At 70.3% G+C, this 21,990-nt stretch carries 18 protein-coding genes; 12 read left to right on the top strand and 6 right to left on the bottom strand.

Translation table 11 applies throughout. From position 1 onward, the window contains the following. Positions 1 to 10 precede the first annotated feature (10 nt). Positions 11 to 4,570, bottom strand: coding sequence for a DEAD/DEAH box helicase (locus ACQVBX_RS14325; RefSeq protein WP_431634932.1), 4,560 nt, complete (start codon positions 4,568 to 4,570; stop codon positions 11 to 13). Between the two features lie 203 nt (positions 4,571 to 4,773). On the opposite strand from ACQVBX_RS14325, the gene ACQVBX_RS14320 reads away from it, so the two are divergent. Next, the gene (locus ACQVBX_RS14320) at positions 4,774 to 7,026 is read left to right on the top strand and encodes a beta-glucosidase (RefSeq protein ID WP_431634931.1); all 2,253 of its coding nucleotides are present in this window, start codon (positions 4,774 to 4,776) and stop codon (positions 7,024 to 7,026) included. A 456-nt stretch (positions 7,027 to 7,482) separates the two neighbouring features. Here the strand turns inward: ACQVBX_RS14320 and ACQVBX_RS14315 are convergent, their stop codons facing one another. Next, the gene (locus tag ACQVBX_RS14315) at positions 7,483 to 7,641 is read right to left on the bottom strand and encodes a hypothetical protein (RefSeq protein WP_431634930.1); all 159 of its coding nucleotides are present in this window, start codon (positions 7,639 to 7,641) and stop codon (positions 7,483 to 7,485) included. A gap of 130 nt (positions 7,642 to 7,771) precedes the next feature. Here ACQVBX_RS14315 and ACQVBX_RS14310 point away from each other — a divergent pair, with 130 nt between their 5' ends. The 11 genes from ACQVBX_RS14310 (at position 7,772) to ACQVBX_RS14260 (ending at position 18,429) form a co-directional block, all read left to right on the top strand. Continuing rightward, the gene (locus ACQVBX_RS14310; RefSeq protein ID WP_431634929.1) at positions 7,772 to 8,647 is read left to right on the top strand and encodes a lysophospholipase; all 876 of its coding nucleotides are present in this window, start codon (positions 7,772 to 7,774) and stop codon (positions 8,645 to 8,647) included. A 330-nt stretch (positions 8,648 to 8,977) separates the two neighbouring features. After that, positions 8,978 to 10,000 carry an alkane 1-monooxygenase gene (locus ACQVBX_RS14305; RefSeq protein WP_431634928.1) on the top strand — a complete coding sequence of 341 codons (1,023 nt, stop codon included), beginning with the start codon at positions 8,978 to 8,980 and terminating at the stop codon, positions 9,998 to 10,000. Positions 10,001 to 10,947: 947 nt separating this feature from the next. Further along, positions 10,948 to 12,414, top strand: coding sequence for a cytochrome-c oxidase, cbb3-type subunit I (gene ccoN, locus ACQVBX_RS14300; protein WP_431634927.1), 1,467 nt, complete (start codon positions 10,948 to 10,950; stop codon positions 12,412 to 12,414). Between the two features lie 10 nt (positions 12,415 to 12,424). Continuing rightward, positions 12,425 to 13,069 carry a cytochrome-c oxidase, cbb3-type subunit II gene (ccoO, locus tag ACQVBX_RS14295; protein WP_431634926.1) on the top strand — a complete coding sequence of 215 codons (645 nt, stop codon included), beginning with the start codon at positions 12,425 to 12,427 and terminating at the stop codon, positions 13,067 to 13,069. Then, complete coding sequence (locus ACQVBX_RS14290) at positions 13,066 to 13,236, top strand: CcoQ/FixQ family Cbb3-type cytochrome c oxidase assembly chaperone (RefSeq protein WP_431634925.1); 171 nt, start codon at positions 13,066 to 13,068, stop codon at positions 13,234 to 13,236. The genes ccoO and ACQVBX_RS14290 overlap by 4 nt, the downstream gene beginning before the upstream one ends. Beyond that, positions 13,233 to 14,159 (top strand): cytochrome-c oxidase, cbb3-type subunit III, encoded by a 927-nt coding sequence (gene ccoP / locus ACQVBX_RS14285; RefSeq protein ID WP_431634924.1) that lies wholly within the window; start codon positions 13,233 to 13,235, stop codon positions 14,157 to 14,159. Before ACQVBX_RS14290 ends, ccoP begins: the two co-directional genes overlap by 4 nt. Beyond that, positions 14,140 to 14,370, top strand: coding sequence for a hypothetical protein (locus ACQVBX_RS14280; protein WP_431634922.1), 231 nt, complete (start codon positions 14,140 to 14,142; stop codon positions 14,368 to 14,370). Before ccoP ends, ACQVBX_RS14280 begins: the two co-directional genes overlap by 20 nt. Beyond that, entirely contained in the window at positions 14,367 to 16,607 is a 2,241-nt protein-coding gene (locus ACQVBX_RS14275) for a heavy metal translocating P-type ATPase (RefSeq protein WP_431634920.1), read from the top strand. Before ACQVBX_RS14280 ends, ACQVBX_RS14275 begins: the two co-directional genes overlap by 4 nt. Continuing rightward, positions 16,604 to 16,855, top strand: coding sequence for a cbb3-type cytochrome oxidase assembly protein CcoS (ccoS, locus tag ACQVBX_RS14270; protein WP_431634919.1), 252 nt, complete (start codon positions 16,604 to 16,606; stop codon positions 16,853 to 16,855). Before ACQVBX_RS14275 ends, ccoS begins: the two co-directional genes overlap by 4 nt. Before the next feature lie 39 nt (positions 16,856 to 16,894). Further along, the gene (locus ACQVBX_RS14265; RefSeq protein ID WP_431634918.1) at positions 16,895 to 17,305 is read left to right on the top strand and encodes a group III truncated hemoglobin; all 411 of its coding nucleotides are present in this window, start codon (positions 16,895 to 16,897) and stop codon (positions 17,303 to 17,305) included. Next, entirely contained in the window at positions 17,302 to 18,429 is a 1,128-nt protein-coding gene (locus tag ACQVBX_RS14260) for a PLP-dependent cysteine synthase family protein (RefSeq protein ID WP_431634917.1), read from the top strand. Before ACQVBX_RS14265 ends, ACQVBX_RS14260 begins: the two co-directional genes overlap by 4 nt. A gap of 10 nt (positions 18,430 to 18,439) precedes the next feature. Here ACQVBX_RS14260 and ACQVBX_RS14255 read toward each other — a convergent pair whose 3' ends face one another. From ACQVBX_RS14255 to nirK, 4 genes are read right to left on the bottom strand one after another with little or no spacing between them, the layout of a single operon-like run. Further along, on the bottom strand, positions 18,440 to 18,904 hold the full coding sequence (locus ACQVBX_RS14255; protein WP_431634916.1) for a DnrO protein: 465 nt from the start codon (positions 18,902 to 18,904) through the stop codon (positions 18,440 to 18,442). Continuing rightward, entirely contained in the window at positions 18,901 to 19,479 is a 579-nt protein-coding gene (locus tag ACQVBX_RS14250) for an SCO family protein (protein WP_431634915.1), read from the bottom strand. The genes ACQVBX_RS14255 and ACQVBX_RS14250 overlap by 4 nt, the downstream gene beginning before the upstream one ends. Continuing rightward, on the bottom strand, positions 19,476 to 20,429 hold the full coding sequence (locus tag ACQVBX_RS14245) for a formylglycine-generating enzyme family protein (protein WP_431634913.1): 954 nt from the start codon (positions 20,427 to 20,429) through the stop codon (positions 19,476 to 19,478). The genes ACQVBX_RS14250 and ACQVBX_RS14245 overlap by 4 nt, the downstream gene beginning before the upstream one ends. Then, positions 20,392 to 21,921: a copper-containing nitrite reductase gene (gene nirK, locus ACQVBX_RS14240; protein ID WP_431634912.1), complete on the bottom strand. Its 1,530-nt coding sequence runs from the start codon at positions 21,919 to 21,921 to the stop codon at positions 20,392 to 20,394. The genes ACQVBX_RS14245 and nirK overlap by 38 nt, the downstream gene beginning before the upstream one ends. Positions 21,922 to 21,990: the final 69 nt, after the last annotated feature.

Raw genomic sequence — 21,990 nt, 5'->3', positions numbered from 1 at the left:
AGGGTCACTTTCACCTATCGCGGTTCAGTGGCGCCGTACGCGAGGGTCGCGCCTCCAGCGTCCAAGCATGGCTGACGGAGCCTTTTACGCTCACTGCCTCCCGCCACCGCAGCTGATTGTCCACATCCCCATCCACCAACCACTGCACCTTGCCGCTCACCCACGCGGCCACCGCCACGCCATCTTCGAACAGGATCCGAGTGCCGATCACGGCGGGTATGCGCTCGCCGGCGAGCACGGTGCCGACGAGGTTGAGCGGATCGCAGCCGCTGACGACGACGAGTTCCATGCTCGCCTCGCGCCGCGCGATGGATCGCAATGCAGGGATGGCCTCAGGCAGGGCGAACTGTTCGCCGACCAGGCCGTCGACGAAGCGGCCGCCGCGGATTTCGCCGCGGGCTTCCAGTCGCTGGTAGACCTGGCGCAGCTCACGCCAGCTGGGTAGCCAACTGGCTTCGCGTTCCAGCAGTTTCCAGAACACCACGCCGTAGCGTTGCAGCAGGGCGCGGGCGACGTGTTCGACCTGTTCGCGGTGTTGCGCATCGTCGTCTTCACGCGAGGCGCCGGTCCGCACCTGCGACCAGCGGCCGGCGTCTTCGATGCCGCCGAAGCTGTGCCGGCGCATGCGGCGGTGGCGGCCGCTGTCGCGTTTGGCGGCGGGCATCAGCAGGGCGCGCAGGCCGGCGAAGCTGTCGGCGGTAACGCGGCCGGCGGCGACCAGCTCGCCCAGGGCATCTTCCAGCTCGGTGCGCAGCAGGCGGGCGCTGGCCATCAGTTCGTCGAAGAACAGCGCGCCTTCGTCGCGCAGGGCGTCGGCCACGGCCTGCGCGCGGGACGAGAGTGCGGGCGGCTCGGCGGCGTCGCGTTCGGCCACGGCCGTCCAGACGGCCAATTGCCGGCGCGGCAGCAGCACGATCGGCGTGCTGCGCACGGGGCCGTTGCCGCCGCCGCTGGCCGCGCGCAGTCGGCTCCAGCCGATGCGGCCGGCGCGGCACAGCTCGTCCAGCCAGGTGCTGGAGTAGTCCTCGATGCGGGCGGGCAGCAGTTCGGTTTCCCACGCGCCGGCGGCGGCTTCGAACCCTTCCAGCTGGGCCAGCGTGGCGGTGAGCGCGTCCGGCCCACGGCGGCGCGTGCCGGGTGTGAGGTGCTGCCAATCGAACAGGAAGCGCATCAGGTCGCGTCGACTCACCGGCTCGATCTCGCGGCGTAGGCGGCCAAGCGTGTAGCGGTGGATGCGCACCAGCAGGTGGCGTTCGCACCATTCTATCGGGGCGTTTTCGGTTTGCGCTTGCGGGGTGAAGCGGCCCTGGATTACGTAGCCCTCGGTCTGCAGACGCAGCAGGGCTTGCGCGATGTCCTCCGACGCTACCGCCAGCGTGGCGGCGAGCGTGGCGACGGTGACTGGGCCGGTTCCGAGCAGGCGGCCGCGCACGAGTTCGCGCAGGGCGTCGTCGCGGGTCCAGGGTTTGGCGAAGGGGGTGGGGACGGTGACGGCGGGTTCGACGCTGGCTTGCGGGTGGAGGGCGAGCCAGAGGGGGAGTTTTTCGGTGGTGGTGTGGATGGGGGAAAGAGCGGGAAGAGCGGCCCCCTCACCCCGGCCCTCTCCCCCCGAGGGGGGAGAGGGAGCGAGAGCCGTGGCGGGAGAGTGGGGCGGCGTAGTGGGAATAAGGCGGGTGGCGCGGCCGTTGGCTTCGAGCGCATCGATCCAGGCGGACCAGTCGTGGGCGGCCACTTCGGCGGCGGTGAGGCCGCCGAGGGCGTCGAGGGCTTCGTGCATTTCATCGGCGCTGCGCACCTGCGGCCACGCTTCGTCGCGCACGGCGTCGATGGCGGCGGGGTCGAGCGTGCCCAGGTCGGTGGCGTTGTCGCTGGGGTTCCAGCGGCCGGCGGCCTGGGTGCGGCGTTCTTCCAGCGGCGCGTCGTCCAGGAAGGCGTAGGGCGCGGCGGTGAGCACTTCGCTGGCCAGCGGGCTGGGGCCGGTGAGGTCGCGGGCGACCACGCGGATGGTGCCCCTTTCCAGCGCGCGCAGCACGGCGAGCAGGCCATCGAGGTCCATCGCCTCGCGCAGGCAGTCGTGCAGGGTCTGCGCCACCAGCGGGTGATCGGGAATCTCGCGCTCGCCGACGATGTTCTCCAGGCAGGCGACCTGGTCGGGGAAGACGGTGGCGAGCAGGTCCTCGCTCTTCATGCGCTGCAGTTGCGGCGGTGTTTTCTTGCCGCCGCGGAAGCGCGGCAGCGCCAGCGCGGTGACCGCGTTCCAGCGCCAGCGCGCGCCGAACAGCGGCGCATCGAGCAGGGCCTGGGTGAGCACGTGCTCGGCGCTGGCCGAGTGCAGGTAGCGGGCCACCTCTTCCAGCGGAAAGCTGTGGCTGGTGGACAGCGACAGCACGATCGCGTCTTCGGTGGCGGCGGCCTGCAATTCGAAATTGAACTGGCGACAGAAGCGCTTGCGCAGCGCCAGTCCCCATGCGCGGTTGATGCGGCTGCCGAACGGCGAGTGGATCACCAGCTGGGTGCCGCCGGATTCGTCGAAGAAGCGCTCGAAGACGATGGTGGACTGGGTGGGCAGCACGCCGAGTGCGGCCTTGGCGGCGGCGAGGTAATCGGCGAGTTGCTGGGCGGCGGATTCGGTGAGGCCGAGGGTGTTGCGCAGCCAGGCCACGGCGCGCGCTGTTTTGCTCCCCTCTCCCTGTGGGAGAGGGGTTGGGGGTGAGGGTTCGGTCGAGTCGGACTGCTCGGCACTGGCCGTACCCTCACCCCTGCCCCTCTCCCGGGGGGAGAGGGGTTCCAGCAGCGCGTCGATTTCCTCGCGCAGACGCGACACGCCGAACGACAGCGCATCGCTGCGCCCGGGCGCTTCACCCAGCCAGAACGGGATGCTCGGCGGCACGCCGTGGGCGTCTTCCACGCGCAGGCGGCCGGCTTCCACGCGCTGGATACGGTAGCTGGTGTTGCCGAGCTGGAAGATGTCGCCGGCCAGGCTCTCGACGGCGAAATCCTCGTGTACCGAGCCGATCACCGTGCCTTGCGGTTCCAGGACCACTGCGTAGTCGGCGGTGTCGGGAATGGCGCCGCCGGAGGTGAGCGAGGTGAGGCGCGCGCCGCGACGGGCGCGCAGCTGGCCGTGCACGGCATCGTGGTGCAGGTAGCCCTCGCGCGGGCCGCGCCGGGTGCTGTAGCCCTCCACCAGCATGCGCACCACGGCGTCGAAATCGTCGCGCGCCAGATCGCGGTACGGGTCGGCGCCGCGTACCAGCGTGTACAGGCCGTCTTCGTCCCACTCGCGGCAGGCGACTTCGGCCACGATCTGCTGCGCCAGCACGTCCAGCGGCTGCGGCGGAATGGTCAGCGTGTCCAGCTCGCCGCGACGCACGCAGTCGAGCAAAGCGGTGCATTCCACCAGCTCGTCGCGGGTGGTCGGGAATAGCCGCGCCTTCGGCGTGCCGCTCACCGCGTGGCCGGAGCGGCCGGCGCGCTGCAGGAAGGCGGCGATGGAGCGCGGCGAGCCGATCTGGCAGACCAGGTCCACGTCGCCGATGTCGATGCCCAGTTCCAGCGACGCGGTGGCGATCAGCGCGGAGAGCTCGCCGCGCTTGAGTCGCTGCTCGGCATCCAGCCGCTGCTCCTTGGCCAGGCTGCCGTGATGCGCGGCGACGTGCGCCTTGCCCAGCCGCTCGGACAGGTGCCGCGTGATCCGTTCCGCCATCCGCCGCGTGTTGACGAACACCAGCGTGGTGCGGTGGCTCTCGATCAGGGTCGCGAGCTGGTTGTAGATCAACTCCCAGCCGTCGTTGGACATCACCGCTTCCAGCGGCACCGGCGGCACGCTCAGGCCGAGGTCGCGCGGGCGCTGATGGCCGACGTCGATGATGGTGCAGTGGGTGTCCCTTCCTTCCTGACCGGGCGCACCCACCAGAAACCGCGCCACCGCCTCGATCGGCTTCTGCGTGGCCGACAGCCCGATACGGCGCAGGCGCTGGCCGCACAGGGCGTCCAGCCGCTCCAGCGACAACGCCAGGTGCGAGCCGCGCTTGCTGGCGGCCACGGCGTGGATCTCGTCGACGATCACCGTGCGCGCCGTGCCCAGCATGGCGCGGCCGGATGCGGAGCCGAGCAGGATGTACAGCGACTCGGGCGTGGTCACCAGAATATGCGGCGGCGTCTTGCGCATCCACGCGCGCTCGGCCTGCGGCGTGTCGCCGGTGCGCACGGCGGTGCGGATCGCCACGTCGGGCAGGCCGAGCTTTTCCAGCTCGGCGCGGATGCCTTCCAGCGGCTCCTCCAGGTTGATGTGGATGTCGTTGGACAGCGCCTTCAGCGGCGACACGTAGACCACCCGCGTCTCGTCCAGCAGCACGCCGCCGTTCGCCACGCCCTCGCGCACCAGCGCATCGATGGCGGCGAGGAACGCGGTGAGCGTCTTGCCCGAACCGGTGGGTGCGGCCACCAGGGTGGCTTCGCCCGCTCGGATCACCGGCCACGCCCGCGCCTGCGCCGCGGTGGGTGCATCGAAGCGGCCGCGAAACCACGTGGCCACGGCGGGATGGAAGTCGGCGAGCGGGGTGTCCATGTCCGGCCTCGACGCGGGGGCGGGAGCGGTCGGCGTCACCGCATGGATATAGGGCCTGGCGCGCAACGCCGCAAGCGCGGGCGTGCCCGCGCGCACGCCTTGTCGCCTTGCGACTTGTGCCGGCGGCCCGGCTTGCACATGCTGGCCCGTGCCCGCCCCCGGCGCCGCCCCGCGCGCCGCATCGCATCGAAAGGAGATCCAACATGTCGCCACGTCGCCCGTTGCAACGCACCCTGCTCACCGCCAGCCTCGCCTGCGCCATGGCGGTTTCCGCGGGCACGTCGCTGGCGGCGTCCGCGCCGGCGGCGCCGGCCCGGCCGTGGATGAACACCGCGCTCTCGCCCGATCAGCGCGCCGACGCGCTGGTGAAAGCGATGACCCAGGACGAGAAGTTCCGGCTGATCCGCGCCGAGTACGGCGCCATCTTCAACGGCCAGCCCAAGCCCGCCGGCTCGAAGGATGCAGCGGGCTACATCCCGGCGATTCCGCGCCTGGGCCTGCCGGCGATCCACGAAACCGACGCCGGCCAGGGCGTGGCGCGCCCGGCCGCGTTCGGCGATGGCGATACCGCCTTGCCGGCCGGCCTGGCTGCCGCCGCCAGCTTCGATCCGCAACTGGCCCACGACGGCGGCGCGATGATCGGCCGCGAGGCGCACCGTATGGGCTTCAGCGTGCTGCTGGCCGGCGGCGTCGACCTGGCGCGCGACCCGCGCAACGGCCGCAACTTCGAATACGCCGGCGAGGACCCGCTGCTGGCCGGCACCGTCGTCGGCGCAGCGATCGCCGGCATTCAGAGCCAGCACGTGGTGTCCACCGTGAAGCACTACGCGATGAACGATCTGGAGACGGCGCGCAACACGCTCAGCGCCAACATCGACCACACCGCCGCGCGCGAGTCGGATCTGCTCGCGTTCGAAATCGCCATCGCCGACGGCCAGCCCGGCTCGGTGATGTGCTCGTACAACCGCGTCAACAGCGTCTACGCCTGCGAGGACGACTGGCTGCTCAACCAGGTGCTCAAGCGCGACTGGAAGTACCCGGGCTTCGTGATGTCCGACTGGGGCGCGGTGCACAGCGCGGCTAAGGCGGCGATGGCCGGGCTGGACCAGCAGTCCGCCGGCGAACGCTTCGATAAGGAGGTGTACTTCGATAAGCCGCTGCGCGAGGCGGTGGCCAAGGGCGAGGTGCCGCAATCGCGCATCGACGACATGGTCCACCGCATCGTGCGCGCGTTCTTCGCGGTGGGTGCGTTCGAGCATCCGGCGAAGGAGGCGCCGATCGACTACGCCGCCGACGCCAAGGTGTCGCAGCGCGCCGCCGAGGCCGGCATGGTGCTGCTGCGCAACGTGTCGAACGCGTTGCCGCTGGGCAAGGGCGTCGGTGCGGTGGCGGTCATCGGCAGCCATGCCGACGTGGGCGTCACCACCGGCGGCGGCTCCTCCGCGGTGAAGCCGCGCGGCGGCAGCCCGGTCACCGGCCTCGAACCGACCACCTGGCCGGGCCCGAAGATGTACCAGCGCTCCTCGCCGATGCAGGCGATCGGTAAGCGCAACGGCGGCAAGGTGGCCTACGCCAGCGGCGAGGACATCGCCGCGGCGGCGAAGCTGGCGGCGCAGTCGAAGGTGGCCGTGGTGTTCGCCGAGCAGTGGGTCGCCGAGTCGATGGACGTGCCGACCATGAGCCTGCCCGGCAACCAGGACGCGCTGATCGCCGCGGTGGCCAAGGCCAACCCCCACACCATCGTGGTGCTGGAGACGAATGGCCCGGTGAAGATGCCGTGGCTGGACCAGGTGCAGGGCGTCGTCGAGGCCTGGTATCCGGGCGCCAACGGGGGCGAGGCGATCGCCCGCGTGCTGTTCGGCGAGGTCGAGCCGTCCGGCCGGCTGCCGCTCACCTGGCCGAAGGACGAATCGCAGCTGCCGCGCCCGACGATTCCCGGCGCCGGGCTGGCCGCGATCGGCATCCCGCCGCAGGGCGAGCCGCAGCAGGACATCGACTACAACATCGAGGGTGCCGACGTCGGCTACCGCTGGTTCCAGAAGAAGAACCTGCAGCCGCTGTTCCCGTTCGGCTACGGCCTGGGCTACACCACGTTCCGCTACGGCGCGCCGGTGCTGCATACGAGCGGCGACCAGGTGACGGCCACGGTGCGCGTCAGCAACACCGGCAAGCGCGCCGGCTTGGCGGTGCCGCAGCTGTACGTGACGCCCCCTGGTGCCGACACCCGTCGCCTGGCCGGTTGGCAGCGCGTGACGCTGGCGCCGGGGCAGAGCCGCGAGGTGACGATTACCGCCAGCCCGGTGCGCCTGGCCTCCTGGGACCCGTCCGCGCACGGCTGGCAGCGCAAGGCCGGCAGCTACCGTTTCGAACTCGGCGCCTCGGCCACCGACATCGCCGGCCAGGCCGACACCACGCTCCCCGCCGCCCACTGCACCCTCACCACCTGCACCCCCTGATCAAACAATCCCCACCCTCCCCGTAGGAGCCCGCTCGCGGGCGATGCTCTTGGCTGTTGATGTGCATCCAAAGCGAGAAGCATCGCCCGCGAGCGGGCTCCTACAAAGGCGGTTGTGCGCTAGTTGTGTTTCGAGTCGCCCCGCCGGTTCCACCACGCCTCTCGCAACGCGCTTACCCCGACCCCGTAGGAGCCCGCTTGCGGGCGACGCTCTTGGCTGTCGATGTACATCCAAAGCGAAAAGCATCGCCCGCGAGCGGGCTCCTGCAAAGGTGGATGTGCGCTAGTTGTGTTTCGAGTCGCTCCGCCGGTTCCGCCACGCCTCTCGCAACGAGCTTGCCCCGACCCCGTAGGAGCCCGCTCGCAGGCGATGCTCTTGGCTGTCGATGTACATCCAAAGCGAGAAGCATCGCCCGCGAGCGGGCTCCTACAAAGGCGGGTGGGGGTGTCGGGGACTTCAGCGCTTGCCGCGCATCAAACGAATCAGCCAGCCCATCGCGAACAGGCCCAGCAGCAAACCGAAGCCGGCACCCCAAAGGGCGCCGGTGCGGCCGGCGGCGAGATAGCCGATTCCGAATCCGAGCAGAAACAACAGTGGCAGTGGCAGGCAGCCCATCGACGGCGTCCGTTGGCAACACAACGCACGAGCATGCCGCAGATGCGGTGAGGATGGCGCCGAAGCCGGCGTTGGCGTGGCATCGGCGCACGTTGCATCATGGGCCTTTACCCCACCCCCGAAGATGCCCATGGACGTGGACGCGCGCCCGCAACCGCCTTATGCCCGTGCGCCGGAAGGTGTGCTGGATTCCCGCCCCGTGGCCGATGGACAGATGCTGGTGCGCCGCCACTGGGCGCTGCCCGGGGCCAGCCGCGCGGTGCTGCTGGTGCATGGCCTGGGTGAGCACAGCGGCCGCTACCGTCACGTCGCTGCCTGGTTCAACGCGCGCGGCTACGACGTGCTGGGCTACGACCAGCGCGGCCACGGCCTGAGTGCCGGGCCGCGCGGGGCGCTGTCGCGGGACGACGATCTGCTGTCCGACCTCGCTGCCGTGTATGCGGACTACGCGGGATCGGCGCCGGCCTTGCCGCTGCTGCTCGGCCACAGCATGGGCGGCCTGGTGGCGGCGCGCGCCGTGCTCGACGGGCGCGTGACGCCGGCCGCGCTGGTGCTGTCCTCGCCGGCCTTCCTCAGCCATGAGGCGCGGTGGCTGCAGTCGCTGGCGGCGGGTCTGGCGCGCACGCTGCCGAACCTGCCGCTGCGTACCGGTCTGGCGGTGGATCACCTCTCGCACGACGCCTCGGTGGTGGCGGCGTATCGTCACGACCCGCTGTGCAGCGCGCGCATCACGCCGCGGATGGCCGACTTCATCTTTCGCGCCGGGCCGTCATGCCTCACCGACGCCTCCCGGTTGGCGGTGCCGACCCTGCTGCTGGCCGCCGGCGCCGACCGTCTGGTGGACGCGGCCGGCAGCCGCGAGTTCGCCGCCGCAGCGTGGGCCACTCGCCAGCTCACCGCGCGCCATTTCGACACGCTCTACCACGAGCTGTTCAACGAGGCCGAGCCCGCGCGCAGCCAGGTGATGAAGCAGCTCGGTGACTGGCTGGCGCGTCTGCCGGGCTGAGCAGGTGATTCGTTCACGCTGAGCGTCGCTCGCGGCCGCGAGCAAAGTCGAAGCGGCTCGGGGTGGGTCAGGCGCTTCGTCTCCCGCGCGGTGCACCGGCGCCCAGCGCGAACGCAGGGCACATGGCCGCGATGTCGTCATTCCAGCGAAGGCTGGAATCCAGTGACTGCAGAAGCCCGGTGGGTGGTCGGCGGGGCCGTTGAAGAGAGCGTTCTGCGCTGGAGCGGACGTTCATCTATGCAAGGTCGCCGCAGAGACGCGCGATGCTTTCGCCCGGTTGATCCCGCCGCGGTGTACATCGGCTGCCGCCGCAGGCATAGACTGCGGCCCATGCGCACCCGCGATCTCGGGTTTTTGCTGGCCTTCTCCACGGCACTGCTGCCGGCCGGAGCGTGGCAGCTCATGCGTTTTGGCGTGCCGCCCGGGCTCGCCGCCTGGTTCCCAGTGGGGTTCATCTTCGGCGTGGTGCCGTGGATCGACGCGCTGTGCGGCGACGAACGCCGCAACGAGGACGACGCGGCTGCGGTCACCCGACTGGAGCATGCCCACTACTTCCCCATGCTCACCGCGCTGGTGGTGCCGGCGCAGCTGGGCTGGGTGGTGTCCACGGGCGTGATCGGCGGGGTGCTGGCGATCAATCCGGCGCACGAGCTGATCCACAAGTCCACGCGCTGGGAGCCGCTGCTCGGCGGCGTGCTGCTCACTTCGGTGGGCTACGCGGGCTTCAAGGTGGAGCACGTGCGCGGGCATCACCTGCACGTGGCCACGCCGGAGGATTCGTCCTCGGCGCGGCTGGGCGAATCGGTCTATGCCTTCGTGCCCCGCGCGCTGTGGCGCAACGTGCGCAACGCCTGGCGGCTGGAGGCGCAGCGCCTGCGCGGTCGCGGTCGCTCGCCGTGGTCATGGCGCAACGAGATGGTGGCTTGGACTGCGTTGTGGCTGGTCTTGATGGCCGTGTTCGCGTGGGCCGGCGGGTGGCGCGCGCTGGCGTTCTTCCTGCTGCAAGGGGTGATCGCCGCGGCCACGCTGGAGGTGATCAACTACGTGGAGCACTACGGCCTGGAGCGGCGCCTGATCGCGCCCGGTCGCTACGAGCGCGTCACCCACCGTCACTCCTGGAACGCGCCGCAGCGCTACACCAACTGGCTGCTGTTCAACCTGCAGCGCCACTCCGATCACCACGCCGTGGCGCGCCGCCGCTATCAGGTGCTGCGTCACCACGACGACAGCCCGCAGCTGCCGGCCGGCTACGCCACCATGTTCGTGCTGGCCCTGGTGCCGCCGCTGTGGCGCCGGGTAATGAATCCGCGGGCGCTGGCCTGTCGCGTCCCGGGCGAAGCAGGAACGTTCTAGCCGCGCGGCAAAAGCAGGGCATAGCGTCTGCCTTGGTCCATCGAGGCGTTGGGGGTTCGAGCGAGCGAATCGTAGGCGTCGAGGCGGCGCGGCGCTCGCTGCTTTAGCTCTCTCCCCCGAACGATGAAGCTGTTCAGGGGAGAGGGAGCAAGGCGGTGGGCTTGGAGGGTGGCTATTCATCACGAGGGACCGGGCATACGCGCTCTTCTCCGAACGGCAAAGTTTTCGAGGAGAGGGAGCGGATCGTAGGCGTCGAGGTGGCGCGGCGCTCGCTGCTTTAGCCCTCTCCCCTGAGCGTGCTCGGGGGAGAGGGTTGGGTGAGGGGGCGATTTGGAGGCTGGTTGTCCGCGGGCGCGGCGTTGGTCGTTCGGAAGCCAGAGCCCCCCTCACCCCAGCCCTCTCCCCCGAACGATGAAGCTGTTCAGGGGAGAGGGAGCAAGGCGGTGGGCTTCGAGGGCGGAGTGGCGCTCGCTGCTTTAGCCCTCTCCCCTGAGCGTGCTCGGGGGAGAGGGTTGGGTGAGGGGGCGATCTGGAGGTTGGTTGTCCGCGGGTGCAGCGTTGGTCGCTAGGAAGCCAGAGCCCCCCTCACCCCGACCCTCTCCCCCGAACGGTGAGGCCGTTCAAGGGAGAGGGAGCAAGGCGGTGGACTTCGAGGTAGCGCGGCGCTTGCTGCTTTAGCCCTCTCCCCTGAGCGTGCTCGGGGGAGAGGGTTGGGTGAAGGGGCGACTTGGAGGTTGGTTGTCCGCGGGTGCGGCGGTGGTCGCTCGGAAGCCGGAGCCCCCTCACCCCGACCCTCTCCCCCTAACGGTGAAGTTGTTCGGGGGAGAGGGGAGCAAGGCGGTGGGACGGTGTCATCCGCGCGGTGGAATGACGCATGGATTTGACGTAGGTCAGCGCCGGCCGGGTGCTGCGTACGCACAATGGCGCCACTAAACAGGGGAGGCAGCATGCCGAACACGGAGTATTACAACGACAAGGTGGTGCGGCAGTTTCTGCTCGCTGCCGCGGTGTGGGGCATCATCGGCATGTCGTTCGGCGTCTACGCCGCGGCCGAGCTGATGTGGCCGGCGCTCAATTTCGACATCCCCTGGATGACCTTCAGCCGGATCCGCCCCGATCACACCTTCGGCGTGATCTTCGCCTTCGGCGGATCGGCGCTGATGGGCACCTGCTACTACGTGGTGCAGCGCACGGGACACGCCCGCCTCGCGCTGGGCAAGCTGGCCGAATTCACCTTCTGGGGCTGGCAGCTGATCTGCGTGCTGGCGATGGTGACCATGCCGCTGGGGATCACCCAGAGCAAGGAGTACGCCGAGCCGGAGTGGTTCATCGACATCCTCATCGCGGTGGTATGGGTGAGCTTCGGCACGGTGTTCTTCGCCAGCCTCACCCGCCGGCGCATCCAGCACATCTACGTGGCGAATTGGTACTACGGCGCGTTCATCATCGCGGTGGGCCTGCTGCACATCGTCAACAACATCGCGCTGCCGGTGTCGCTGTGGAAGTCCTACCCGGTGTATTCCGGCGTGGTCGATGCGATGGTGCAGTGGTGGTACGGCCACAACGCGGTGGCGTTCTTCCTCACCGCTGGCTTCCTCGGGATGATGTACTACTTCGTGCCGCGCCAGGCGCAGCAGCCGCTGTGGAGCTACCGCTTCTCCATCGTGAACTTCTGGGCGCTGATCTCGGTGTACATGTGGGCCGGTTCGCACCACCTGATGTACACGGCGCTGCCGGATTGGGTGCAGTCCGTCGGCATGGCGTTCTCGCTGATCCTGCTGATGCCCAGCTGGGGCTCGGCCGCCAACGGCCTGCTCACCTTCAACGGCTCGTGGGAGAAGCTGCGCACCGACCCGGCGGCGAAGTTCATGGTGATGTCGCTGGTGTTCTATGCGGCGGCCACCTTCGAGGGTTCGATGATGGCGATCAAGACCGTCAACAAGCTCTCGCACTACACCGACTGGACCATCGCGCACGTGCATTCGGGCTCGCTCGGCTGGGTGGCGATGATCACCATTGGCTCGCTCTACGCGATGGCGCCGCGCGCGCTCGGCCGGCCGGCGATGTACTCGCGCAAGGGCATGGAGTGGCACTTCTGGCTGCACATGGCCGGCACGCTCTTGTACGTGGGCTCGATGTGGACCGCCGGCGTCACCGAGGGCGTGATGTGGCGCGCCACGCAGCCGGACGGCTCGCTCACCTACGCGTTCATCGACAGCCTGATCGCGATCAAGCCGATGTACCTGATCCGCTGGGGCGGCGGCCTGCTGATCCTGTCGGGCATGTGGGTGATGGCGTGGAACCTGTGGCACACCGCGGCCGATGCGCGCGCGCATCTGATCAAGCCGATCCCGGTGCCGATCCCCGAGCCGGTGCCGCACCAGGTGCCCGCCCCGCTGCCGGCCGCAGGTTGAGGAGAGCACCATGGCCTACAAACATTTCGAAGCGATCGAGAAGCACGCCGGCCTGCTCGGCATCCTCATCGCGATCATGGTGTCGATCGGCGGTCTGGCCGAGATCACCCCGCTGTTCATGGAAGCCCACGCGGTGAAGGCGCCGCCGGGGGTGAAGCCGTACGACCCGCTGCGCCTGGCCGGCAAGGACATCTACGTGCGCGAGGGCTGTTACCTGTGCCACTCGCAGATGATCCGCGCGCTGCGTGCCGAGACCCAGCGCTACGGCCACTTCTCCGAGGCGGAGGAGTCGGTGTACGACCGGCCGTTCCAGTGGGGCTCCAAGCGCACCGGGCCGGACCTCGCCCGCGTCGGCGGCAAGTATTCCGACCAGTGGCAGCGCCTGCACCTGATGAATCCGCGCCAGGTGGTGCCGGTATCCAACATGCCCGGTTACCCGTGGCTGGCCGAGAAGAAGCTCGACGTGGCCGATATCCAGGCGCGCATGCGCACGTTGCGCACGCTGGGCGACCCGTACAGCGATGCCGATATCGCCGCCGCACCGGCCGCGCTGGACGGCAAGACCGAGATGGACGCGCTGATCGCCTACCTGCAGGGCCTGGGTATCAGGAACGAGCCGGTGGCTGCGGCCAAGACGGCGGGAGCGGCGCCATGATCAGTCCGGTGTGGGGTCACGTCACCGGGGTGGTGACCGTCGTGCTGATGGTCACCTTCGTCGCGATCTGGATCTGGGCCTGGCGCAAGCACCATCGCACCACGTTCCAGCGCATGGCCGCGCTGCCGATGGAAGACGGCGCACCGAATTCGGAGGAGCACGCATGAGCACGGGCTGGTCGTTGTGGGTGATGTTCCTGATCGTGCTCAACCTGGGCATCACGCTGTTCCTGTTCCTGTGGGGGCCGCGCGCGAAGATTCCGGTACTGCCGGACGGCACCAGCGGCCACGTGTGGGCGCACGGCGTGCTGCGCGAGGGCGTGCGCAAGCTGCCGCTGTGGTGGCTGCTGTTCTCCGGCGCCATGTTTGTCGTCGGATTCGTCTACCTGGCGTTGTACCCGGGCTTCGGCAATCACAAGGGCATCCTGGGCTGGACCGCGCACGGCGAGCTGGCACGCGACGTGGCCGCCAACGACGCCAAGCTCGATGAGCTGCTGGTGCGCTTCCGCCAGTATCCGGTGGAGCAGCTGGCCGGCGATCCGTCGGCGATCCAGATGGGCAAGCAGCTGTTCCTCGATAACTGCGAGGCCTGCCACGGTCGCGAGGGTCGCGGCAACACGCTGCTGGGGGCGCCCAACCTCACCGACCACGACTGGCTCTACGGCGGCGACGGCAAGGCCATCCTCACCAGCATCCAGAACGGCCGTGCCGGTGTGATGCCGCCGTGGGCGAGCCTGGGCGAGCAGAACGTGAAGAACCTCGCGCAGTACGTGCTGAGCCTGTCCGGTGCGCCGCATGACGCGGCGATGGCGGCGGCCGGCCAGCCGCTGTTCGCCACCTGCGCCGCGTGCCACGGGCCGGAGGGCAAGGGCAACCAGGCGCTGGGCGCGCCCAACCTCACCGATACCATCTGGCTGCACGGCGGCACCGTGGCCGACATCGAGCGCACCATCGGCGGCGGCCGCCAGGGCGCGATGCCGGCGTGGAGTTCGCGCCTGACCGAAGACCAGATGCGCGTGCTTGCCGCCTACGTCTACCACCTCGCCCATCCGGCCACGGCGGCCGCGCCCGATGCCCAGGCCGCCCGCTGACCGCAGCGGCGCCTGGTACCGCCAGCCGGTGCTGTGGCTGGGCGCAGCGGTGTTCGCCGCGTCGATGGCCGGCTGTATCTGGATCATCATGGTCGGCGCACGGCACGACGACGTGCCGGTCGATGCGCCGCACCCGGTGTTCGGCGTGCCCGCACGCAGCCATGCCGCGCCGGCCGCCTCGGCACCGGCACCCGCCGCCACTGCGCCATGAACAGCGCCTGGGCCCAGCCGCAGCTGGCCGCGCAGGTATTGCGGCCGCGGCGCGATGGTCGCGCCGAAGTGACCCTGCGCGTGGCGCCGCTGGCCGACGCCCGCCGCGTGCTGCGACTGGAGCAGGCGCTGCGCGCGCTGCCCGGCGTGCAGCGGGTGGGTGTGGACGTAGCCAGCCAGCGCGTGTCGGTGGTGTGGGAACCAGCACGCCAGAGCCTGCCCGGTCTGCTCGACGCGATCGCCAGTATCGGCTGCCGCGCGCAGCCGCTGCCGCGCGCACGAGTGGACGAAGACCCGCGCCGCGAGGCGCACGACGCGCTCAAGCGCCTGCTGGTGGCCGGCATGTGCGCGATGCAGGTGATGACCTACGCGTTCGTGATCTACCTCGGCGTGGTCGACTTCGTCGACTTCAGCACACGCAACCTGTTCCGCTGGCTGGGGCTGTTCACCACGCTGCCGATCGTGTTCTACGCGGCGCTGCCGTTCTATCGCGGTGCCCTCGACGAGCTGCGCGCGCGCCGCCTCGGCATCGACCTGCCGGTGGCGCTGGCGGTGCTGCTGGTGTTCACCGCCAGTGCGTGGAATACCTGGCGCGGCAGCGGCGAAATCTATTTCGATTCGGTGAGCATGTTCGTGTTCCTGCTGCTGCTGGCGCGGCACATCGAGATGCGCGCGCGCCATCGCAGCGGTGCACTGGGCGATGCCGCGGTGGATGCCGCGCCGCTGCTGGCCGAACGCTGGCGCAACGACGGCACGCTGGAAACGGTGGCCGCGCTGGCCCTGCTGCCCGGCGATCGTGTGCACGTGGCCGAGGGCGGCACGGTGCCGGCCGATGGCGTGCTGGAAAGCGCGTGGGCCGAGCTGGACGAGTCGCTGCTGTCGGGCGAGTCGCGGCCGCAGCGGCGCGCAGCCGGCGCCGCGGTGGTGGCCGGCAGCGTGCTAGTGTCCGGTACCGCGGAGTTGCGCGTCACCCACAGCGGCGAGGCCACCGCCGCCGCGCGCATCGGCGCGCTGGCGCGACGCGCGCGCGGCAGCCGGCTGGCCCGCGTGCGCCACGGCGGCGATCCGGCGGTGGCGCGCTTCGTCGCCCGCGTGCTGGTGCTCACCGCGCTCACCGCGCTGGGCTGGCTGCTGGTGGATGCTGCGCGCGCGTTCGAAGCAGCCGTGGCGGTACTGGTGATCGCCTGCCCCTGCGCCTTCGCGCTCACCGCGCCGGCCACGCGCACGCGGGCGTTCGGCGTGCTCGCCACGCGCGGCGTGCTGGTGACCGACGCCGTGGCATTGGAAACGCTGGCCCGCGTCGACTACGCGCTGTTCGACAAGACCGGCACGCTCACCGAGCCGCAGTTCACCCGCGCGGCGATCCATCCGCAGCGCGGGCTGGATGTCGATCACGTATTGCGCCTGGCCGTGGCGCTGGCGCAGGAGAGCAGCCACCCGCTGGCGCATGCGCTGACCCGCCTCGCCGTCACCGGCCCTGCCGCGGCGCCGCTGACGGCGCGCGATGTGCGCGTGCATGCCGGCGCGGGTGTGTCCGGCGTGGTGGATCACGTGCCGCTGTGGCTGGGTCGCGCCGATTTCGCGCTCGCCGCCAGCGGCCAGAAAGATACGGGGGAGGGAGCGGCCGGCACGCTGGTGCTGGCCGATGCGCAGGGCGAGCTGGCCCGCTTCGCGGTGGACGACGGGCTGCGCGACGCGGCCCGCACCACTGTCGCCGCGCTGCGCGCGCAGGATGTGACGCTGGCCATCGCCAGCGGTGACGATCTGGCGCGCGTAGCCACGGTGGCGCATGCGCTGGAGGTGGACGCCTGGTCTGCCCGCCAGTCGCCAGCGGACAAGCTCGCCCTGCTGCAGACCGCACGCGCCGACGGCCGCGTCACCCTGGCGGTGGGCGACGGCAGCAACGATGCGCCGGTGCTGGCCGGCGCGGATGTTTCCGCCGCACTGGCCAGCGGCACCGAGCTGGCGCAGGCGCATGCCGACCTGCTGCTGGCCGATGGACGTCTGGACGGCCTGCTCGACGCCCGCGCCGTGGCGATGCAGATGCAGCGCATCGCCGCGCAGAGCCGACGCTGGGCACTGGGCTACAACCTGGTGGCGGTGCCGTTCGCTGCGTTCGGCCTGGTGCCGCCGTGGCTGGCCGGCATCGGCATGGCGCTGAGTTCGCTTGGCGTGGTGCTCAATGCGCTGCGCGTGGGTCGCGTCGCCGCCGCATCGCCATTGGCGCTGCGCGCGTGAACATCATCCTGGTGCTTATCCCGGTGACGCTGCTGGTGGTGGGCGTGGGCGTGGCGCTGTTCTTCTGGGCGGTGAACCACCAGCAGTTCGACGACCTGGACAGCCCCGGCATCGTGCCGTTGCTGGAGGATGATCCAGATCAGGGCGCGCGCGCCGGCACGCTCGCATCCTCCCAGGCCACGGATGCGGTCGACCCCATGCCTGATGACATGACCGACCGTGTCGATTCCCCGCCTCCGCGCGCCTAGCCTCCCCCGGCGGCGCGCATCGTCCGAGTCAACGCCCGCATGCATGCCGCCGTCACGCCCCCCAGCGAAACCGAACTGGCCACCCTCGTCGACCGCTTCTACGAGCAGGTGCGCCGCGATGCCGAGCTCGGGCCGGTGTTCAACCCGGCGGTGCACGACTGGGAAGAGCACAAGCAGCTGCTGACCTCGTTCTGGTGTTCGGTGGCGCGCCGCTCCGGCAGCTACCGCGGCAACCCGATGGCCGCCCACCAGCGCCATCCGGTGCGCGCCGAGCATTTCGACCGCTGGCTCACGCTGTGGCGCGCCACCTGCGCCGAGGTGCTGGACGCGAGCGGGGCGGCACTGATGATCGACTACGCCGAACGCATCGGGCAGAGCCTGAAACTCGGGCTGGGCCTGCGCCCGCGCGGACGCGATCTCGGCGTGCCGATCGTGGCGCAGCGGCCATGAGTAGCGCCGCCGAGCGGGTGATGTCTTCGCCGTCGCCGTCGCCGTCTGGCCGCGAGTGGGTGCACGGTGCGCTCGAATGCCTGGCGCAGGAGGCCGCGCGCTCGGCCGACACGCATTTGCTCAAGCTCGACCTGCCGGCCTTCCCCGGCATCGACATCTACCTGAAGGACGAGTCCGCCCATCCCAGCGGCAGCCTCAAGCACCGGCTGGCGCGCTCGCTGTTCCTGTACGCGCTGTGCAACGGCCGCCTACACGCGGGGCAGACCGTGGTGGATGCATCGTCCGGCAGTACCGCAATCTCCGAGGCGTGGTTCGCGCGCCTGCTCGGCCTGCCGTTCATCGCGGTGATGCCGGCGTGCACCGCGCCGGGCAAGATCCGCGACGTGCAGGCGCTGGGCGGGCGCTGCGATCTGGTCGACGACCCGGCCGAAGTGCTCGCCGCGGCGAACGCACACGCGGCCCACGGGGCCTGCTTCCTCGACCAGTTCGGCCTCGCCGAGCGCGCCACCGACTGGCGCGGCAACAACAACATCGCCGAGTCGATCCTCGGCCAGATGGCGCGCGAGCGCTCGCCCGAGCCGGCCTGGATCGTCTGCAGCGCCGGCACCGGTGGCACCTCGGCGACGATCGGTCGCTACCTGCGCTACCGCCGCCTGCCCACCCGGCTGTGCCTGGCCGAGCCGACCGGCAGCGCCTTCGTCGAAGGCTGGCGCCGGCATGACCGCCACGCGGTGGCCAGCCGGCCGACCGTGATCGAAGGCATCGGCCGCCCGCGGGTGGAGCCGGGTTTCGTGTTCGAGGTGGTCGACCGCGTGCTGGAGGTGCCCGATGCCGCCTCGATCGCCGCGGCGTGGTTGCTGGAAGAGTTGCTCGGCCGCCGCTACGGCGGATCGTCCGGCACCCAGTTCGTCGCCTGCCTGCGGCTGGCCGCGGCGATGCGCGCCCGCGGCGAGCGCGGCAGCATCGTCAGCCTGCTGTGCGACCGCGGCGAGCGCTACGCCGAGACGCTGTTCGACCGCGCGTGGCTGCGTGCGCACGGCATCGACACCGCGCCGTGGGAGGCGCGCCTGCGTACCGTGCTGCGCGACGGCCGCGGCTTCGACGACGACAGCGCGGTGATCTGAGCTGCCTCTCCTAAGGCTTCGCCGGCGCCGCCCAGCCCGGATCGGCGAAGTAGCGTGGGTAGTCCGCGACCGCATCGCGCATCGCCTGCACCTGGGCCATGTCGTCCGGATGTGTTTTCAGCGCCTGCGCGGCGGCCAGCAGCGGCACCAGCATGTGGTGCAGCACCGCGTCGCGCTCTTCCGGCAGCTTGCACTTGGCGAAGATGTCGGCGGCGGCCTGTTCGATCAGGCCAACCCGATCCAGCGCCATCGTGGCGTCCATGTGGCCCATCTCGTAGTGGCGCAGTTCCTCCAGCGCGACGTGGATGCGGCCCATGCCGTCCTGCAGCGCGGCGCCGGCGGGCCAGCGGGTGGTTGGTGCCGGCGTCGGCGCCGTGTCGCCCGGCGCCGCGTGGTGTGCGTGCTGCGCGAAGCTCACGCCGGCGAGCGGTAGCGCGAGCAGGCCGAGAAGCAGGGCGCGCGAGGCGAGGTTCATGGGTGTGCTCCCGCAAGCTGGCGCACGGCGGTGACGAAGGCCGGATCGGTGCGTCCGATGATCGCGCTGCGCGCCACGATGCGGCCGTCCGCATCGAGCAGCAGCAACACGCTGGAATGGTTGAAGTCGCCGTCGGGCAGCGGGCGGTACTGCACGCCGAGCAGGGCGGCGATGGAACGCGTGTCGCCCGGCGAGGCGTGCGCCAGCGTCCACCAGCGCAGGTCGAGCCGGTGCGCGGCGGCGTAGCGGCGCAGCGCGTCGGTGTTGTCGCGGGCCGGGTCGAAGCTGATCGCCAGCAGGCCCAGCGCGGCCGGATCGCCGGCGGCGCGGCGGGTGGCCTTCATGGTGTCGATGATCATCGGGCAGACCATGGTGCACGAGCTATAGAACATGCTCACGATCTGCGGCGTGCCGCGGCGCGTGGCCCAGGGCGCGGCGTGGCCGTCCTGATCGGTGAGGGTGGCGGCGAGCTGGTAGACCGAATCGCCGGGCAGCGTGGGCGCCACGCTTGCCGGTGCGGCGAGAGCGTTGCCTGAGAACAGGGCGCCGAGCAGGAGGAGGGCGAACCGTTTCATGGGGTGCTCGCTTCTAGGGCGGTGGATGCGCTGCGCGTGGGGTGACGGTCCTTCGACTTCGCTTCGCTACGCTCAGAGCCTGCCCCGGACGTGATCCGGGGATGAACGGACAGAGGGGATGCATCGAACGGTGCGCTCGCCAGCGGGCGCGCGCAGCGGAAGCCGAGGTTGGGCGTGGTGTCGACCGCCTTCAGCGCGGACAGCATCGCCACCCGCATCAGCGTGGCGTAGTTCTCTTTCTGCTGCAGGCTGATCGCGCCGGCGCCGCAGAACTTCAGCTTGTCGGCGCCGTCCTGGTCGCGGCTGTCGCTGCCCACCAGCAGGGCGTTGAAGTCGTCCACCCACTCCCACACCAGGCCGTTGAGGTCGCGCACGCCGTGCAGGTCGGCCGCACCGCCGATCACCGGCAGTGCGTGCGAAGACGGGCGGCTGTACCAGTCCAGCACGCGCTCGCGCCAGGCCGGATCGCTGCGCGCGTCGGCGCGGCTGGCATCGGCCGCGGCGGCCATCTCCCACTCGTACCAGCTCGGCAGCCGCGCGTGTTCGCTCTCGCAATAGGCCTGCGCGGCGAACCAGCTCACCCGGGTGACCGGCTGTGCCGGCATGGCCTCGGCGCCGAGCGCGTCCGGTGCGGCCCAGTGCGACAGGTAGCGGCCGTCGGCGAAGATCGGCGCCACGCGGTCGCGCCGCCATTGCGGATGCTTGCTGACGAAGGCGAGGAACTCGGCGTTGGTCACCGGCTCGCTGCGCAGGGCGAATGGCGCCACCTGTGCCGGCGCATCCTTGCCGTCGGCCGGCACCACGCTGGCGAAACGGCCGCCGGGCAGAGGCCGGTAGTGGGCCGCGCTGGCCACGGCGGGTGCCGCAGCCAGCGCGAACATCGCGATCAGCAGCGCGCGGGCGCGCATCGGCTCAGTGCTCAGCGGCAGGCGCGGGGGCCGGCTGCGCACGCACCTTGGCCACCTCGTCCTTGCTCACCTGGCCACCGGGGTTGTCCCAGCTGTTGAGCACGTAGGTAAGGATGTTGGCGACCTCGTCGTCGGTGAGCTGGGTCATCGGCGGCATCACCGAGTCGTACTCCTTGCCGTTGACGGTGACCTTGCCGGTGAGCCCGTGCAGCGGAATGCCGATCAGGTGGTCGCGCGTCTGCTTGGCGAGGTAGTCGGACTTGGCCAGCGGCGGGAACACGCCCGGCAGGCCCTGGCCGCTGGCCTGGTGGCAGACCGAGCAGGTGCCGGTGAACAGCTGCTTGCCGGCGGCGATCTGGTCGGCCTTGCTCAGTGTGCCGGCGGCATTCGCCTTGGCCGCCGTGCTCACCGCGTGCAGGTTCGGCTCGGCGCGGTCGCCGAGGTAGACCGAGTCCACTTCCTTGCCCGAATAGATCGCCTTGTTCTCCGGGCCGTCGACTTTCAGGATACCCAGCGCGCCCTTGTTGAAGGCGCGGAAGATCGAGTGGTCCACCAGCACGTAGCTGCCCGGCACCTGGGTCTTGAACTCGACCATGGCCGCGCCGCCCGACGGGATCAGCGTGGTCTGCACGTTGTGCTGCTCCACGGTGCCGCCCTCCTGCCGCACGGTGTCGAAGATCTCGCCGATCACGTGGAAGCTGGAGACCAGGTTCGGTCCGCCGTTGCCCACGAACAGGCGCACCGTTTCGCCGACCTTGGCAGTGAGCGCGTTGTCGCCGGTGAGAGCGCCTTCGTGGCCGTTGAACAGCACGTAGGTCGGCTTCTCGTCGATCGCCTTGTCCATGTCGAAGGCCTGGTGGCCCTTCTCGCGGTACTTGCCCACCGTGTAGAAGTCGCCCTGCATCACGTAGTACTCGTGGTCGACCTTGGGCATGCCCTCCGGCGGCTCGACCAGGATCAGCCCGTACATGCCGTTGGCGATGTGCATGCCCACCGGGGCGGTGGCGCAGTGGTAGACGTACACGCCCTGGTTGAGCGCCTTGAAGGTGAACTGCGACTCGTGGCCGGGCGCGGTGAAGCTCGACGCCGCACCGCCACCGGGGCCGGTGACGCCGTGCAGGTCGATGTTGTGCGGCATCTTCGAATCGGGCGAGTTCTTCAGGTGGAACTCCACCGTGTCGCCCTGGCGCACGCGGATGAAGCTGCCCGGCACGGTGCCGCCGAAGGTCCAGTAGGTGTAGCTGACGCCCTCGGAGATCGGCATCTCCTTCTCGATCACTTCCAGGTCGACGATCACCTTGGCCGGGTAATTGCGGTGGATCGGCGGCGGCACGTTCGGCGGGCTGGTGAGCACGGCGTGGATCGGCTCGCCCTGCGGCGGGCCGAAATCACCCGGGTCGGTGGCCGCCGTGGTCGCGGCGGTTGCGGGGCTCGCGCCCGCGGTGGAGGCGGCGGTCGACTCGGGCTTGCCCGAGCAGGCGGCCATCGCCAATACGCTGGCCGTGGCCAGCAACATGCGCAGCATCTTCGACATGATCCTTCCCCTTGGTAATCCTTGCGCGCAGCGTAGGCGGCAGGTGCAGCGGGGCATCTGACCTGGATC

This window comes from Dyella thailandensis (assembly GCF_050749815.1).
In the GTDB taxonomy this organism is placed as follows: Bacteria; Pseudomonadota; Gammaproteobacteria; order Xanthomonadales; family Rhodanobacteraceae; genus Dyella_A.
Note: the sequence above shows the minus strand (reverse complement) of the source record. Positions and strands in the feature narration are given on the sequence as shown.

What these genes read in the sequence shown, in the direction of transcription:
- ACQVBX_RS14325 (WP_431634932.1), bottom strand. Translation starts at nt 4,570, where the DNA reads ATGGACACCCCGCTCGCCGACTTCCATCCCGCCGTGGCCACGTGGTTT.
- ACQVBX_RS14320 (WP_431634931.1), top strand. Translation starts at nt 4,774, where the DNA reads ATGTCGCCACGTCGCCCGTTGCAACGCACCCTGCTCACCGCCAGCCTC.
- ACQVBX_RS14315 (WP_431634930.1), bottom strand. Translation starts at nt 7,641, where the DNA reads ATGGGCTGCCTGCCACTGCCACTGTTGTTTCTGCTCGGATTCGGAATC.
- ACQVBX_RS14310 (WP_431634929.1), top strand. Translation starts at nt 7,772, where the DNA reads ATGGACGTGGACGCGCGCCCGCAACCGCCTTATGCCCGTGCGCCGGAA.
- ACQVBX_RS14305 (WP_431634928.1), top strand. Translation starts at nt 8,978, where the DNA reads ATGCGCACCCGCGATCTCGGGTTTTTGCTGGCCTTCTCCACGGCACTG.
- ccoN (WP_431634927.1), top strand. Translation starts at nt 10,948, where the DNA reads ATGCCGAACACGGAGTATTACAACGACAAGGTGGTGCGGCAGTTTCTG.
- ccoO (WP_431634926.1), top strand. Translation starts at nt 12,425, where the DNA reads ATGGCCTACAAACATTTCGAAGCGATCGAGAAGCACGCCGGCCTGCTC.
- ACQVBX_RS14290 (WP_431634925.1), top strand. Translation starts at nt 13,066, where the DNA reads ATGATCAGTCCGGTGTGGGGTCACGTCACCGGGGTGGTGACCGTCGTG.
- ccoP (WP_431634924.1), top strand. Translation starts at nt 13,233, where the DNA reads ATGAGCACGGGCTGGTCGTTGTGGGTGATGTTCCTGATCGTGCTCAAC.
- ACQVBX_RS14280 (WP_431634922.1), top strand. Translation starts at nt 14,140, where the DNA reads ATGCCCAGGCCGCCCGCTGACCGCAGCGGCGCCTGGTACCGCCAGCCG.
- ACQVBX_RS14275 (WP_431634920.1), top strand. Translation starts at nt 14,367, where the DNA reads ATGAACAGCGCCTGGGCCCAGCCGCAGCTGGCCGCGCAGGTATTGCGG.
- ACQVBX_RS14265 (WP_431634918.1), top strand. Translation starts at nt 16,895, where the DNA reads ATGCATGCCGCCGTCACGCCCCCCAGCGAAACCGAACTGGCCACCCTC.
- ACQVBX_RS14260 (WP_431634917.1), top strand. Translation starts at nt 17,302, where the DNA reads ATGAGTAGCGCCGCCGAGCGGGTGATGTCTTCGCCGTCGCCGTCGCCG.
- ACQVBX_RS14255 (WP_431634916.1), bottom strand. Translation starts at nt 18,904, where the DNA reads ATGAACCTCGCCTCGCGCGCCCTGCTTCTCGGCCTGCTCGCGCTACCG.
- ACQVBX_RS14250 (WP_431634915.1), bottom strand. Translation starts at nt 19,479, where the DNA reads ATGAAACGGTTCGCCCTCCTCCTGCTCGGCGCCCTGTTCTCAGGCAAC.
- nirK (WP_431634912.1), bottom strand. Translation starts at nt 21,921, where the DNA reads ATGTCGAAGATGCTGCGCATGTTGCTGGCCACGGCCAGCGTATTGGCG.